The sequence below is a fragment of the Streptomyces sp. CBMA291 genome (assembly GCF_014596525.1).
GTDB lineage: Bacteria > Actinomycetota > Actinomycetes > Streptomycetales > Streptomycetaceae > Streptomyces.
On the sequence record NZ_MSJP01000041.1, the window covers coordinates 12,452 to 27,410 of the forward strand.

General features: G+C 74.0%; 15 protein-coding genes. 10 read left to right on the forward strand and 5 right to left on the reverse strand.

The window, feature by feature from the left end; all coding sequences use genetic code 11:
* Positions 1-25: 25 nt before the first annotated feature.
* A complete protein-coding gene (locus BU197_RS11510; RefSeq protein ID WP_188268143.1) occupies positions 26-805 on the reverse strand; it encodes a VOC family protein in 780 nt (259 codons plus the stop codon).
* A gap of 335 nt (positions 806-1,140) precedes the next feature.
* The gene (locus BU197_RS11515) at positions 1,141-2,103 is read right to left on the reverse strand and encodes an NAD(P)/FAD-dependent oxidoreductase (protein WP_188268144.1); all 963 of its coding nucleotides are present in this window, start codon (positions 2,101-2,103) and stop codon (positions 1,141-1,143) included.
* Positions 2,104-2,170: 67 nt separating this feature from the next.
* On the opposite strand from BU197_RS11515, the gene BU197_RS11520 reads away from it, so the two are divergent.
* The 10 genes from BU197_RS11520 (at position 2,171) to BU197_RS11565 (ending at position 12,314) form a co-directional block, all read left to right on the forward strand.
* The gene (locus tag BU197_RS11520) at positions 2,171-2,758 is read left to right on the forward strand and encodes a helix-turn-helix domain-containing protein (RefSeq protein WP_188268145.1); all 588 of its coding nucleotides are present in this window, start codon (positions 2,171-2,173) and stop codon (positions 2,756-2,758) included.
* 182 nt (positions 2,759-2,940) lie between these two features.
* Entirely contained in the window at positions 2,941-3,909 is a 969-nt protein-coding gene (locus tag BU197_RS11525) for an NADPH:quinone oxidoreductase family protein (RefSeq protein ID WP_188268146.1), read from the forward strand.
* The gene (locus BU197_RS11530) at positions 3,906-5,087 is read left to right on the forward strand and encodes an acyl-CoA dehydrogenase family protein (RefSeq protein ID WP_188268147.1); all 1,182 of its coding nucleotides are present in this window, start codon (positions 3,906-3,908) and stop codon (positions 5,085-5,087) included. The genes BU197_RS11525 and BU197_RS11530 overlap by 4 nt, the downstream gene beginning before the upstream one ends.
* Positions 5,084-6,481 carry an acyl-CoA dehydrogenase family protein gene (locus BU197_RS11535; RefSeq protein ID WP_188268148.1) on the forward strand — a complete coding sequence of 466 codons (1,398 nt, stop codon included), beginning with the start codon at positions 5,084-5,086 and terminating at the stop codon, positions 6,479-6,481. Before BU197_RS11530 ends, BU197_RS11535 begins: the two co-directional genes overlap by 4 nt.
* A gap of 88 nt (positions 6,482-6,569) precedes the next feature.
* Positions 6,570-8,183, forward strand: coding sequence for an ABC transporter substrate-binding protein (locus BU197_RS11540; RefSeq protein WP_188268149.1), 1,614 nt, complete (start codon positions 6,570-6,572; stop codon positions 8,181-8,183).
* Positions 8,180-9,172: an ABC transporter permease gene (locus BU197_RS11545; protein WP_188268150.1), complete on the forward strand. Its 993-nt coding sequence runs from the start codon at positions 8,180-8,182 to the stop codon at positions 9,170-9,172. The genes BU197_RS11540 and BU197_RS11545 overlap by 4 nt, the downstream gene beginning before the upstream one ends.
* Entirely contained in the window at positions 9,165-10,001 is an 837-nt protein-coding gene (locus BU197_RS11550; RefSeq protein WP_188268151.1) for an ABC transporter permease, read from the forward strand. The genes BU197_RS11545 and BU197_RS11550 overlap by 8 nt, the downstream gene beginning before the upstream one ends.
* Before the next feature lie 164 nt (positions 10,002-10,165).
* Positions 10,166-11,161 carry an ABC transporter ATP-binding protein gene (locus BU197_RS11555; protein WP_188268188.1) on the forward strand — a complete coding sequence of 332 codons (996 nt, stop codon included), beginning with the start codon at positions 10,166-10,168 and terminating at the stop codon, positions 11,159-11,161.
* On the forward strand, positions 11,154-11,822 hold the full coding sequence (locus BU197_RS11560; RefSeq protein ID WP_188268152.1) for an ABC transporter ATP-binding protein: 669 nt from the start codon (positions 11,154-11,156) through the stop codon (positions 11,820-11,822). The genes BU197_RS11555 and BU197_RS11560 overlap by 8 nt, the downstream gene beginning before the upstream one ends.
* 297 nt (positions 11,823-12,119) lie before the next feature.
* Entirely contained in the window at positions 12,120-12,314 is a 195-nt protein-coding gene (locus tag BU197_RS11565) for a hypothetical protein (RefSeq protein WP_188268153.1), read from the forward strand.
* A 16-nt stretch (positions 12,315-12,330) separates the two neighbouring features.
* Here the strand turns inward: BU197_RS11565 and BU197_RS11570 are convergent, their stop codons facing one another.
* From BU197_RS11570 to BU197_RS11580, 3 genes are all read right to left on the reverse strand, one after another.
* Complete coding sequence (locus BU197_RS11570) at positions 12,331-13,131, reverse strand: VOC family protein (protein ID WP_188268154.1); 801 nt, start codon at positions 13,129-13,131, stop codon at positions 12,331-12,333.
* Positions 13,132-13,254: 123 nt separating this feature from the next.
* Complete coding sequence (locus BU197_RS11575; protein WP_188268155.1) at positions 13,255-14,157, reverse strand: universal stress protein; 903 nt, start codon at positions 14,155-14,157, stop codon at positions 13,255-13,257.
* Positions 14,158-14,231: 74 nt separating this feature from the next.
* Positions 14,232-14,630 carry a DUF5997 family protein gene (locus tag BU197_RS11580; protein ID WP_188268156.1) on the reverse strand — a complete coding sequence of 133 codons (399 nt, stop codon included), beginning with the start codon at positions 14,628-14,630 and terminating at the stop codon, positions 14,232-14,234.
* Between the last annotated feature and the right edge of the window lie 329 nt (positions 14,631-14,959).

The following is a 14,959-nucleotide window of genomic DNA, read 5'->3' on the forward strand; positions in this document are numbered from 1 at the left end:
AACGACCCCGGCTCACCCGTTCGGCTCAGCCCCTCGGCGCGGGCTTCAGCACCGCGAACGGCGCGCCGAAGGGGTCGGTCAGCGCGGCGATGCGCCCGACGTCCGGGACGTCCGCCGCGGGCATCAGGACCGAGCCGCCGTTGCCCCGTACGGAGTCCACGAAGGCGTCGGCGTCCGCGACCGCGAAGTAGGGGATCCACTGCGCGGGTTCGGCCGGGCCCTGAAGCTCGGTGGCGCCGCCGAAGGAGGCGTCCTGCTGGTCGCCCTCGGCGGTGGAGAGCACCCGGTACGTCATGCCGCCCCCGCCCAGCTCCGCCCACCGCCAGCCGAACAGGTCCCGGTAGAAGCCGAGCGTGGCCTCCGGGTCGGCCGTGTGCAGCTCCACCCAGACCAGGGTGTTCGTCGCCGAGGTCCGTTCGAGGCCCCGGGTGGTGCCGGGCTGCCAGATCGCGAAGCGGGCACCGGCCGGGTCGGTGAGCGCGGCCATCCGCCCGGCGTCCATGACATCGGAGGCCGGTGCGCGCACGGCGCCGCCCGCGGCCTCCGTCGCCCGCTGGGTCGCGTCCGCGTCCGGTGTGCCGAAGTACACCGTCCAGGCGCTGGAGGCGCCCTCCTCGGTGAGCGGTCCGAGCGCGGCGACGGTCAGTCCGTCCTGTCGGAAGAAGCCGTACCCCCCGGCCTCGGGGCCCGCCGAGTGGAACTCCCAGCCGAGGACGGCGCCGTAGAAGGCCGCCGAGGCTCCGGTGTCGGGACTGCCGAGATCGAGCCAGACGGGCGAGCCCTTGACGAACTGTGTGCCGAGCATGAGTTCTGTCCTTCCGTGGCCGGGGCCGTGGTGTGGAGGAGGAGCGGCGGGGGAGGGTGCGAGCCGGAGCCGGAGCCGGAGCCGGGGCGCGGTGCGCGTGACCGGGCCGGGTGGCCGTGGCCGCAGCCGTGGCCCGCCAGTGCGCCGGGCGCGCACGCCCAGCACGTTCACCCGCGCGTACGCCGGCACCAGCACCCCGGCCTGTGACCGGTCCCAGGCCTCGACCCGTATCCAGGCCTCGGCCCGTACCCGGTCCGGCCCGTACCGTCTCTCCCGCCACCCTCACCGATGCCCGCCCTCCGGGGCGGGCGGCCACGGCCGCAGGGGGCGGGGGTTCATCCGACCGGCCGACCGGCCACCGCCTCCTCCAGAGCGCCGAGCAGCAGTTCGTTGTTGATCGCCACCCCCGCCCGGTAGCCCCGGCTGACCGCGTTGACCACCTGTTCCTGCGGTCCGGTGACGTTTCCGGCGGCCCACACCCCGGGCACGCTCGTCCGCCCCGTCTCGTCCACCGCCACGAACGCGCCGAAGGGGGTGGTGCGCAGCTCCGCGCCGAGCTGCCGGAGCACCGCGTCCCGGGGCGCGAGCCGGGTGGCGGCGGCGAAGACCACCGAGCGGTCCACGGTCCTGCCGTCGGCGAGCCGGACCCCGGTCAGCCGGTCGTCCGTCACCGCGAGCCCCGTCACCTCGCCCCGCTCGATCCGGACGCCCGCCGCGTCGAGCAGCGCCTCCTCGTGGCCGGTCGGCTCCCGGGCGGTGTGGGTGAAGAGGACGACGTCCTTCGACCAGTTCGCCACCATCAGCGTCTGGTGGGCGGGCGACTCGGCGTGGGCGATCACCCCGAAGGCCTGGTCGCGGACCTCCCAGCCGTGGCAGTACGGGCAGTGCAGCACGTCACGGCCCCAGCGTCCGGCGAGCCCTTCGATCGCGGGCAGTTCGTCGACGAGTCCGGTGGTGACGACGAGACGGCGGGCGCGGAGGGTGCCGCCGTCGGCGAGGGCGAGGACGAAGCCGCCGTTTCCGTCGGGCTCCGCGCCCGTCACCTCGCCGTCCCGCAGCCCGACCCCGTACGCGGCGACCTCGGCGCGTCCGGCGGCCAGGTACGCGGCCGGGCTCATGCCGTCCCGGGAAAGGACGCCCTGCATGTGGGCGGCGGGGGCGTTGCGCGGACGGCCGGAGTCGACGACCAGGGTCCGGCGCCGCGAACGGCCCAGGACCAGGGCGGCGCTGAGTCCGGCGGCACCCCCTCCGATCACCACGGCGTCGTACGGGTCGGTGTCCTCACGGTGTGCGTTCATGCCGGGAGAGTGCTCCGAAAGTCGCGCTACCGGCAAGCAATCTTGCCTTTTCTGCAAGAATGGGGGCATGGCCGAAGACGAACGCATCGATGCCGTCCTGAACGAGGTCGGTCCCCGCCTCCGCCGGGTCCGCCGCGACCGGGGGGTGACCCTCGCCGAACTCTCCGCCGACACCGGGATCTCCGTGAGCACCCTCTCCCGGCTGGAGTCCGGGCAGCGCAAGCCCAGCCTCGAACTGCTCCTCCCGCTCGCCCGCGCCCATCAGGTCCCGCTCGACGAGCTGGTCGGCGCGCCCGCCACCGGCGACCCCCGGGTGCGGGCCAAGCCGATCGTGCGCGGCGCCCGCACGATGTTCCCGCTCACCCGCCAGCCCGGCGGTCTCCAGGCGTACAAAGTGATCCAGGAGGTGACACAGGGGGAGCCGGACCCTCGGGTGCACGAGGGGTACGAGTGGCTGTACGTGCTCTCCGGCAGGCTCCGGCTCGTCCTCGGCGACCACGATGTGATCCTCGGGGCGGGGGAGGCGGCCGAGTTCGACACCCGGGTCCCGCACTGGTTCGGCCCGACGGCGGAAGGCCCGGTGGAGTTCCTGAGCCTCTTCGGCCCCCAGGGCGAACGGATGCACGTACGGGCCCGCCCGAAGAAGTCGGGGTGACCGGGCGCGAGAAGCCTCCCCACCCGTGCGTGGCGGCTCCCTCACCCGGGCGTGGTGGGTCCCTTCGCCCGGCGCGAGAGGCCCCGTCCGTCCCGGCGTAAGAAGTCCGGCCAAGTCGTTCCCCTTCAGGCAAGCGACCGCTTAGTATGCCACCGACCGCTCGGTACGGAGGAGGCTTCCGGATGCAGGCTTGGCGTGTGTACGAGAACGGGGAACCGCGCGCGGTGATGCGCCGTGAGGAGGTGGCCCCGCCCGCCCCCGGCGAAGGCCGGACCCTCCTCAGAGTGCGCGCCGCCAACGTCAACTTCCCCGACGCGCTGCTCTGCCGGGGCCACTACCAGGTCCGCCCGCCGCTGCCCTTCACCCCCGGCGTGGAGGTCTGCGCGGAGACCGAGGACGGGCGACGGGTCCTCACCACCACCGCCCTCCCGCACGGCGGCTTCGCGGAGTACGCCCTCGCCGACACCGCCGGACTGCTCCCCGCCCCCGAGGCGCTGGACGACGCCGAGGCCGCCGCCCTGCACATCGGCTACCAGACCGGCTGGTTCGGACTGCACCGCCGCGCCGCCCTCAAGGAGGGCGAGACCCTGCTCGTCCACGCGGCGGCCGGCGGCGTCGGCAGCGCGGCCGTCCAGCTCGGCAAGGCCGCGGGCGCCACCGTCATCGGGGTCGTCGGCGGCCCCGCCAAGGCGACCGTCGCCCGCGCGCTCGGCTGCGACGTGGTCGTCGACCGGCACACCGAGGACGTCGTCGCCGCCGTCAAGGCGGCCACCGGCGGACGCGGCGCCGACGTCGTCTACGACCCGGTCGGCGGCGAGGCCTACCAGCAGTCCGCCAAGTGCGTCGCCTTCGAGGGCCGGATCGTGGTCGTCGGCTTCGCGAGCGGCACCGTCCCCGCCCCCGCGCTCAACCACGCCCTGGTGAAGAACTACGCGGTCCTCGGACTCCACTGGGGCCTCTACGCGGCCAAGGACCCGGCCGCGGTACTCCACTGCCACGAGACCCTCACCGACTACGCCGCCAAGGGTCTGATCAAGCCGCTCGTCGCCGAGCGCGTCCCCTTCGCGGGCGCGGCGGACGCCGTCCAGCGCGTCGCCGACGGCACCACCACCGGCCGCCTCGTCGTCCTCCCGGAAGGAGCCCGCGCATGACCGGCGCCGAGGAACTCCGCACCCGCACCCGGGCCCTGCTCGCCGCGCACCCGCCCGCCACCACGGACCGCACCGACTTCCTGCGCGCCCGCTTCGACGCCGGACTCGCCTGGGTGCACTACCCCGAGGGCCTCGGCGGACTCGACGCGCCCCGCGCGCTCCAGAGCGTCGTCGACGCCGAACTGACGGCGGCGGGCGCCCCCGACAACGACCCGCGCAAGATCGGCATCGGTCTCGGCATGGCCGCCCCGACCCTGCTCGCCCACGGCTCCGACGAGGTCAGGCGCCGCTTCCTCCGGCCGCTCTGGGTGGGGGAGGAGGTGTGGTGCCAGCTCTTCAGCGAACCAGGCGCGGGCTCCGACCTCGCCGCGCTCGCCACCCGGGCCGTCCGCGACGGCGACGACTGGGTGATCGACGGTCAGAAGGTGTGGACCTCCAGCGCGCACCTCGCCCGCTGGGCCATCCTGATCGCCCGTACCGACCCGGAGGCGCCCAAGCACCGGGGCGTCACCTACTTCGTCTGCGACATGACCGCCCCCGGCGTCGAGGTCCGGCCGCTGCGCCAGATCACCGGCGAGGCCGAGTTCAACGAGGTCTTCCTCACCGGCGTCCGCATCCCCGACGCACACCGGCTCGGCGAGGTCGGCGACGGCTGGCGGGTCGCGCAGACCACCCTGATGAACGAACGGGTCTCCATCGGCGGCGCCCGGATCCCGCGCGAGGGCGGCATGATCGGAAAGGCCGCCGCCACCTGGCGCGAGCGCCCCGAGCTGCGCACCCACGACCTGCACCGGCGGCTCCTCGGGCTCTGGGTCGACGCCGAGGTGGCCCGGCTCGCCGCCGAGCGGCTGCGTCAGCAGCTCGTCGCGGGGCTGCCGGGCCCCGAGGGCAGCGCGATGAAGCTGTTCTTCGCCCGGCTCAACCAGGACATCAGCGGTCTGGAGGTCGACCTCCTCGGCGACGAGGGCCTGCTGTACGGGGAGTGGGAGACGAGCCGCCCCGAACTCGTCGACTTCACCGGCCGCGACGCGGGCTACCGCTATCTGCGCTCCAAGGGCAACTCGATCGAGGGCGGTACGAGCGAGGTGCTGCTCAACATCGTGGCCGAGCGGGTCCTCGGCCTGCCCCCGGAACCCCGCACCGACAAGGACGTCCCCTGGAAGGACCTCACCCGATGACCGAGCAGACGGAGCAGACGGAGCAGACGGAGTTGGCGGGGCAGTCGGAGCTGACCGAGCAGGCGTTGCTGGCGGGGCTGACCGAGCGGACGTTGCTGGCGGGGCAGGTGGGGCAGGTGGCGCGACCCGCCCCGGCCGCCCTCGCCGCCCTCGCCGCCCCCGCCGAGGCCGATCGGCCGCTGGACCTGCTCCACTCCGAGACCGAGGAGGAGCTGCGGGCGGCGGTCCGCGCCCTGCTCGCCGACAAGGCGGGACACCGGGTGGTCCTGGACCGGACGGAGGCGGAGCACCCGTACGTCCCCGGCCTGTGGAAGGCGCTCGCCACCGACATCGGCGCCGCCGGGCTGCTGGTCCCCGAGCGGCTCGGCGGCCAGGGCGCGAGCCACCGCGAGGCCGCCGTCGTCCTGGAGGAGCTGGGCCGGGCGGTGACCCCGCTGCCGTATCTGACGAGCGCGGTCATCGCCACGGAGACCCTGCTCGCGCTCGTGGAGGACAGCGAGAGCGACGAGAACGACGAAGCCCGGGAGAACGCCGAAGCCCACGAGGACGGTGAAGACCGTGTGACCGGCGTGACCCGCGTGACCGCCGAGACCGCCGAAGCCCGCGAGTCCGGCGGGAACCCCGCACACGCCGGCGGTACGGCGGCGGTCGTCGCGCTGCTCGCGGACCTGGCGGCCGGTCACACGGTCGCGGTCCTCGCCGTCCCGCTGGGGACGGCGCCGGACCGGGAGCCGGTGCCCGCCCCCTCGGTCGCCGGGGTCGCCGACGCGATCGCCGCCGACGTCTTCCTCGTCCCACGCGCCGACGGGCTGTACGCCGTACCGGCGGGGGAGGCGCGGATCGAGCCGTGCAGCTCCCTGGACCTCACGCGGCCGCTCGCCGTGGTGACCCCCGGGGACGGCGGCACCCGGCTCGCGGGGCCCGGGGCGGCTCGCGCCGCCGTCCGGCGCGGACTGCTCGCCGGGGCCGGGCTCCTCGCCTCCGAACAGCTCGGTCTCGCCGAGTGGTGCCTTGAGGAGACCGTCCGCTACACCCGCGAACGCCACCAGTTCAACCGGCCGGTCGGCTCCTTCCAGGCCCTCAAGCACCGGATGGCCCGGCTCTGGCTTGACCTCGTCGGGGCACGGGCGGCGGCCCGCGCCGCCGCCGACGCCCTCGCCACCGGGAACCCGGACGCCCCGCTCCTGGTCGCGGTGGCCCAGGCGTACTGCGCGAAGACCGCCGTACGGGCCGCAGAGGAGTGCGTCCAGCTGCACGGCGGCATCGGGATGACCTGGGAACACCCCGCCCATCTGGCCCTCAAACGGGCCAAGTCCGCCGGGATCGCCCTGGGCTCGACCGGCCGCCACCAGGACACCGTCGCCGCCCTGACGGGCCTGGAGCCGCCCCGGTAAGGGCCCCCTATGTTCGCACTCCCTTACATACTGTTTAATTGCAATCTGTTCGCAATAACAGTTGATCTCCAAAAGGGGTGTGGACACGATGACCGCCCGATCCTTCCGCCGCGCCGCCGTCGCGATACCCGCGACGGCCGTCGCGCTCACCGCCGCGGCCTGCTCGAACCCGGGCGCGGCCGGTGGAACCGGCGGCGCCCGGGACTCCGCGGTCGTCGGCATCGCCTACGAGCCCGACACCCTCAGCCCCCTCCTCGGCTACGGCAAGGACGGCAACTCCAAGATCTTCGACGGGCTCCTCGGCCTCGACGCCGACATGAAGCTCACCCCGGCGCTCGCGACCGCCCTGCCCCGCGTGAGCGACGGCGGTCTCACCTACACCTACACCCTCCGCCACGGCGTGACCTTCAGCGACGGCGTCCCCTTCACCGCCAAGGACGTCGTCTACACCTACCGGACGATCCTCGATCCGAAGACCAACAACGCCTCCCGCACCGAACTCGACGCCCTCAAGAGCGTCGACGCGGTCGGCGACGACACCGTGGTCTTCCGGCTCAAGTACCCCTACGCCCCCTTCGCCCAGCGCACCGTCCAGGCCATCGCGCCCGAGCACGTCGCCGCCAAGCAGGACGTCAACACCGGCGCCTTCACCACCAAGCCCATCGGCACCGGCCCCTACGTCCTCACCGGCTGGTCCAAGGGCGAGAAGCTCACCTTCAAGGCCAACCCCACGTACTGGAACGGCGCGCCCCAGGTGAAGAAGTTCACCATGGCGGTCATCAAGGACGACGACGTCCGCGCCACCCGGCTGCGCGCCGGAGACCTCGACGGCGCCATCCTGCCGCCCAACCTCGCCGCCGGGTTCAAGGACGACAAGGCCAAGAAGACCTGGACCGCGAAGACCTACGACTACCGCACGGTCACGCTCCCCACCCACAACCCGGTCGCGGGCGACACCGCCGTCCGCCGCGCCCTCGACCTCGCCGTCGACCGGCAGGCCATGGTCGACAAGATCCTCGAAGGGGCCGGAAAGCCCGCCTACGGGCCCGTCCCCACCGACAGCCCCTGGTTCGCGAAGGGCACCGAACGCCGTCACGACCTCGACGGCGCGCGGAAGATCCTCGACGAGGCCGGCTGGAAGCCCGGTCCCGACGGCGTCCGCGTCAAGGACGGCGTCCGCGCCGCCTTCCCGCTCTGGTACCTCTCCGGCGACAAGCTCCGCCAGGACCACGCCCTCGCCTACGCCTCCGACGCCAAGAAGGCCGGCATCGAGATCACCGCCCAGGCGGGCACCTGGGAGGTCATCGAACCCCGGATGAAGACCGATGCCGTCCTCGCGGGCGGCGGCACGCCCGGCGACCCCGACTTCGACCAGTACCTGCTGCTGAAGTCCACCCTCGCCGGAGACGGCTTCAACAACATGGCCTGGTACGCCGACCCGACGGTCGACCGCGCCCTGGAGGACGGCCGCCGCACCGACGACCCGGCCGCCCGCCGCGCCGCGTACGACACGATCCAGCGCGAACTGGCCAAGAACCCCGCCTACACCTTCCTCACCCACATCGACCACCTCTACGTCGTGAACGACGCCTGGGACGGACTCTCCACCCAGACCGAACCCCACGACCACGGTCTGGCCTCCGGCCCCTGGTGGAACGTCGAGAGCTGGAAGCCGAAGAACACCGGAGCGGCACAGAAGTGAAGCGCCGCCTCCCCTGGGGGGCCATGGCCCGGATGACGGGACGGCGCGCCCTGGCCGCCGTCCCCGTCCTGCTCGCCGTCACCCTCGCGGTGTTCGCCGTCGCCGAGGCCTCCCCCTTCGACCCCGTCAAGGCCTACGCGGGCACGGCGGGACTCACCGCCTCCCAGGAGAACCTGGACCAGATCCGCGCCAACCTCGGCGTCGACCGGCCCCTCCTCACCCGCTGGTGGGACTGGCTCACCGCCGCCCTCACCGGCGACTTCGGAGACTCCGCCGTCATGCGCCGCCCCGTCGCCGAGGTCATCGGCGAACGGCTCGGCTGGTCCGTCCTCCTCGCCGTCACCGCCTTCCTCGTCGCCATCGCGCTCGGCACCTTCCTCGGCGTCCTCGCCGGACGCCGCAGGGGCGGCCTCGTCGACCGGGCCGTCAGCTCCGTCGCGTACACCCTGGAAGCCGCCCCCGCCTTCTGGCTCGGCCTCCTCGCCATCTGGTTCTTCGCCCTGCGGCTCGGCGCCCTGCCGGCCGGCGGCCTCACCGACACCGCGAGCGACACCGTCACCGCCGACCAGGTCGCCCGGCACCTCGTCCTGCCCGCGCTCGTCCTCGGCGTCTCCCAGCTGCCCTGGTTCTTCCTCTACGTCCGCCAGGGCGTCGGCGACGCCCTCGACGAGGACCCCGTACGCGGCGCCCGCGCCCGGGGACTGAGCGAACGCACCGTCCTCACCGGCCACGCGCTCCGCTCCGGGATGCTGCCCATGCTCACGCTCGTCGGCTCCCGCGTCCCCGAACTCATCACCGGAGCCCTCCTCGTGGAGACCGTCTTCAGCTGGCCCGGCATCGCCGCCGCCACCGTCCAGGCGGCGACCTCCGTCGACTTCCCGCTGCTCGCGGCGCTCACCGTCCTTGCCACCGCCGCCGTCCTCCTCGGCAACCTCCTCTCCGACCTGCTGTACGGTCTCGCCGACCCGAGGGTGGGCTTCGATGGCTGACCCGCGCACCCACCGGCTCCGGCTGTGGAGTTCCGCCCTCGTCGTCGGCGCGGTCCTCCTCGCCGTCCTCCTCGTCCCCCCGCTGGTCCACCTCGACGAACAGGCCGTCGACCTCTCCCGCAAGCTCCTCCCGCCCTCCTGGGACCACCCCTTCGGCACCGACGACCTCGGCCGCGACCTGCTCCTGCGCTGTGTCTACGGGCTGCGGATCTCCCTGCTCGTCGGCCTCGTCGCGGCGCTGGTCGCCACCGTCGTCGGCACGGCCGTCGGCGCGGCGGCCGGAGCGCTCGGCGGCTGGACCGACCGCTGCCTGATGCGGCTCGTGGACGCCTTCTCCTCCGTGCCCCACCTGCTCCTCGGCATCTTCGTGGTCGCCCTCTTCCGGCCCGGCGTCTGGCCCGTCATCGCCTCCGTCGCCGTCACCCACTGGCTCTCCACCGCCCGGATCGTGCGCTCCGAGGTCCTCTCCCTGCGCACCCGGCCGTTCATCGACGCCGCCGTCTCCGGCGGCGCCACCCGGTGGCGTGTCGCCGTCCGGCATCTGCTCCCCGCCGTCCTGCCGCAGGCCGGACTCGCCGCCGTCCTGATGATCCCGCACGCCATGTGGCACGAGTCCGCGCTCTCCTTCCTCGGCCTCGGACTCCCCAGCCATCAGGCCAGCCTCGGCAACCTGGTGCAGAACGCGCGCTCCTCGCTCCTCGCCGGACACGGCTGGCCCACGCTCTTCCCCGGCCTCCTGCTCATCGTGCCGACCCTCGCCATCGCCGGACTCGCCGGAGTCTGGCGCGACCGGCTCAACCCGCGCCGCCGATCGGAGCTGATGCTGTGAACGGCCCCACCAGCCCCACCGGCCCTGTGAACGGCACCGGTCCTGTGAACTCCACCGGCATCACCGGCTCTGTGAACCGCACCGGCCCCGCGGAACCTGTGAACCGCACCAGTCCGGCGGATCGCGCGCGCCACGAGGAAGGCCCCGCCCACGCGGGCGACCTCCTGCGCGCCCTCGACGCCGTCTCCGCCGAACGCGCCGAGGACGCCGTCCTCAGCGTCCGCGACCTCACCGTCCGCTTCCGGCTGCGCGGCGGCCGGAGCGTCGCCGCCGTCACCGGCGCCGACTTCGACCTCGGCGCGGGGGAGTGCCTCGCCCTCGTCGGCGAGAGCGGCTGCGGCAAGTCCGTCCTCGCCTCCGCCCTCCTCGGCCTGCTCCCCGGCAACGCCGAGGCCTCCGGCACCGCCCGGCTCACCGGCACCGACGGCACCCCGGACGTCGACCTGCTCGCCGCCGACGAGAAGACCCTCGCCCGCACCGTACGAGGCCGCCGCGTCGGCCTCGTACCGCAGAGCCCCGCCGCCCACCTCACCCCCGTCCGCACCGTACGGTCCCAGCTGGAGGAGACCGTCCGCGCCCTCACCGGCACCGCCCGGCGCGCCCGCCGCGCCGCCGCAGAGGAAGCCGCCGACCGCGCCGCCTTCCCCGCCGGACACCTCGACCGGTACCCGCACGAACTCTCCGGCGGCCTCGCCCAGCGCGCCGCCACCGCCCTCGCCCTCATCGGCGACGCGCCCCTGCTGATCGCCGACGAACCCACCACCGGACTCGACCGCGACCTCGTCGAACGCACCGCCGACGAACTGCGCCGCCACGCCGACGACGGCCGCGCCCTGCTCCTCATCACCCACGATCTGACCGCCGCCGCCCGCATCGCCGACCGCGTCGCCGTCATGTACGCGGGCCGCATCGTCGAGATCGCCCCCGCCCACCGCTTCTTCGGTGCCCCCGGCCCCCGCCACCCCTACGCCCGCGGCCTCCTCGACGCGCTCCCCGACCGGGCGTTCACCCCCATCCCCGGCATGCCCCCCGAACTCTCCGCACTGCCCGAAGGCTGCGCCTTCGCCGCCCGCTGCCCCCGCGCCGACGACCGGTGCGCCGTCTTTCCGGAGCCCGTCGCGGGCGTCGCCTGCCACCACCCGGAGCGCCCCCGTGCTTGAACTCGACTCCATCACCGCCGGATACGAGCGCCGTGCCCCCGTCTTCCGGGGCGCCTCCCTCACCCTCGCCCCCGGCGAGTCCGTCGGCCTCCTCGGCCCCAGCGGCTGCGGCAAGTCCACCCTCGCCCGGGTCGCCGCCCTCCTGCACCGCCCCGACGCCGGCCGGCTCGTCCTCGACGGCACCGAGGTCACGGCCTGGCGCCACCGCGCCCCCCGCGCCCTGCGCACCGCCGTCGGCGTCGTCTTCCAGCAGCCCCGCACCGCCGCCGACCCCCGTCTCACCCTCGCCGACCTCCTCGTCGAACCGCTGCGCGCCACCGGCAGACGCGCCGAGGCGGCCGGGCGCCTCGCCGCACTCGCCCCCGCCGTCGGCCTCACCCCCGACCTGCTCTCCCGCCGCCCGCACGAGGTCAGCGACGGACAGCTGCAACGCGCCTGCCTGGGCCGCGCCCTGGCCCTGCGCCCCCGCTGGCTGATCTGCGACGAGATGACCGCCATGCTCGACGCCTCCACCACCGCGGCCCTCGTCGCCGCCGTCGAGAGCTACCGGGCCGAGACCGGCGCGGGACTCCTCGCCGTCGGCCACGACCGCGTCCTGCTGAACCGCTGGTGCGACCGTACGGTCGAATGGCAGGACTGCCTGCCCGTCAAGGCCCCCTGACCCCGCCGCCCGGCCCGCCGGGCATCCCGCCCGGTACCCCTCGCCAGTTGGCCCCCGCGACACCCCCGCACCGGCATCCGGGCACCCATGGCGAGCCCCGTACCGCTCGCCGATCCGCAGCCGACAGCGGGCGCGCGGACCGGTCGTCGCGCGGCCCCGCGAGGCCCTCGCCGACCGTGCCCGCCCGAATCTCACTCGTATGGCCGCCCCGCCTGGCGCCCGCGCACGGCCTGTGTTCCGCCACACTGTCCGCCGAAAGCCGCGATTCCGGCGCGGCGCGAGGAGGACACGAGGCCGATGGTCATCTCCCTTTCCGTCGTGGTGCTGCTGCTCATCCTGGTCACGATCTGCATGCGGGGCGGCGGGCTCAAGCTGAGCCACGCCATCCTCTCCGCACTCCTCGGCTTCTTCCTCGCCGGGACCAGCCTGGCCCCCACCATCCACAACAGCGTCGCCGCCACCGCCGACGTCGTCTCCGGCATCAGGCCGTGACCCCCGCCCGCCGTGTTCAGACCAGTTCGGGCAGCTCGCCCACGGTGGTCCGCATGTCGATCACGGCGAAGGGCGCGCCCTGCGGGTCGAGCAGCGCCGCGAACCGGCCGAACGGGCTGTCCATCGGCCCGAACACCTTCCGCCCGCCGAGGCTCTCGGCCGCCTCGACGGCCTTGTCGCAGTTGTCGACGGCGAAGTACAGCTGCACGTACGACGGCACCTCCGGCGGGAAGTCCTCCGGCGACATCACCATCCGGCCCAGCACCGGCTGGGGACCACCGAGGTCGAACAGGCGGTAGTCCATGTGCTCGTCCTTGATCTTCTTGGAGCCGTAGCCGAAGACCGTCGTGAAGAACGCGTCGGACTTGGCCGGCTCCCGGGTGAAGATCTCGGCCCAGGCGTACGAACCGTCCTCGCCCTCCAGCTCGAAACCCTCGTGCCGCCCCGCCTGCCAGACGCCGAAGGCCACGCCCGCCGGGTCCTGGGCGATGCACATCGAGCCGAAGTCGCCGACCTGGAGCGGCTCCATCAGGATGGTCCCGCCCGCGCTCCGGATCTTCTCCGCCGTAGCGGCGACGTCCGGCGAGGCCAGATAGAGACACCAGGCCGACCGTGTCGCCCCCTCCTGACCCGGCATCGGGGGCACGACGGCGGCCACGGCCTTGCCGTTCCGGAACGCCTGCGTGTAGTTGCCGTATTCGGTGGAGGACTCGCCGAAGGTCCAGCCGAGCACGTCCCCGTAGAACGTCTTGGCGCCTTCGAGGTCGGTGTACATCGCGTCGGTCCAGACCGGTGTGCCTTCGGGTCGTGCGGCCATGACGGTGATCCCACTTCCGGTTCGATGACGTGGTCCTGGGAACCACGCTAATCACACCGCCCCCGGCGCGCTCGGTGACGGCACGCGCCCCTCTCGGTACGTACGGGGTCCGGCCCGCCCGGCTCAGTCCAGCGGCTCGGCGGGGACCACGGCGACCGGACAGTGCGCCTCCCGCAGCACCTCGTGGGCGACCGAACCCAGCAGCAGGGACCCCAGCCGGTGCCGACGGTGACGGCCCACCACCACGAGACCGGCCTCCCGCGAGCCCTCCACGAGCCGCCCCGCCGCGTGCCCCGGCACCACCACCGGGTCCACCTCGACGTCCGGCCGGCGCTTCGCGAACGGCGTCAGCCGTCCGGCCTGCTCCCGCTCCGCCTCCCGCAGCAGCTCCTGCGAGCCCTCGTCCGGGGGAAGCGGCGGCGGCACCTGAAGCGCGGGGGAGGGGGCGGCGAGCAGCGCGCCCATCTGCGGCGGGAAGCGGAAGGCGGTCATCGCCCGCAGCGGTACGCCCCGGTGGTGCGCCGCCTCGAAGGCGAAGGCGATCACCTCGTCCGGGGTCTCGTCGGTCTGGAGGCCGAGCAGTACCCGGCCCGCTCCGGCCCCGCCCTCCAGGGCCGCCGCACGCGCCTCGTGCGGCACGACGACGAGCGGACAGGGCGCGCTCGCGGCCAGTGTCCGCCCGGTCGAACCGAGCAGCAGGGTCGCGAAGCCGCCGTGCCCCCGGGAACCGGTCACCAGGAGCCGGGCGCCGCGCGCCTGCGAGGCGAGGGCGTCGGCCACGGTCCCGTAGGGGGACTCGTACCGCACGGGCACCCGGTGCCCGCGCTCGTCGACGATGATCCGTACGGCGTTCAGCACCGGGTCCGGCGGGCCGAGGGCCGTGCCGGACCGCACATGGGTCACGACCAGCGGCGATCCCAGGTGCTCGGCGGTGCTCAGGGCCCATTCGAGGGCGCGCAGACTGTGCTGGGACCCGTCCACGCCGACGACGACCGGCTGCTCGGGCGCGGTGCTCGTGTCATTCATGGGGAGATGACTCCCGCGCGCGCCCGCGCGCCACACCGGTCAGGACCGGCGGGGACCGGTCCGGAGGAAGGACGTCAGGCGCTCTCGCCGTGCGCGGCACGCTCCGCGTCGCGCTCCTTGATGCGCAGGGTCTCCTTGCGGACCTCCGACTGGGTGTTGCGCTCCTTGCGCAGCCACTCGGGGAACTCCTCCTTGAGCGCTTCGATCTGCTCGGTGGTGAGCGGCTCGGTGATGCCACCGCGCGCGAGACCGGCGATGGACACGCCCAGCTTCTGCGCGACCACCGGGCGGGGGTGCGGGCCGTTCTTGCGCAGCTCCTGGAGCCAGGCGGGCGGGTTCGACTGGAGCTCGTTCAGCTCGGTGCGCGAGACGACACCCTCCTGGAACTCCGCGGGGGTGGCCTCAAGGTACACACCCAGCTTCTTCGCCGCGGTGGCGGGCTTCATCGTCTGGGTGCTCTGGTGCGACGTCATGGGACAAGGGTATCGAGCATGCGGACGAACTCCGACCACGAAGGCCGCCGGCGTACGGGCGGACCCCGGCGGGGACGGCTCCGGGCCTCGCGGGCGGGCTCCGGTCCTGAGGGCACCCGGCACGCGAGCGGGCTCCGGTCACGAGGCCGTCAGGCGTGCGTGCGGGATCCGGTGTGGCGAAGGCCGTCGGCTTGCGGGCGGGCTCCCGGTCGCGAGGGCCACCGTTTGTGGACGGGGTCCCGGTCGCGAGGGCCACCGTTTGCGGGCGGGATCCCGCCGCGAGGGCCACTGCTTGTGGACGGGGTCCCGCCGTGACGGCTACCGGTAAC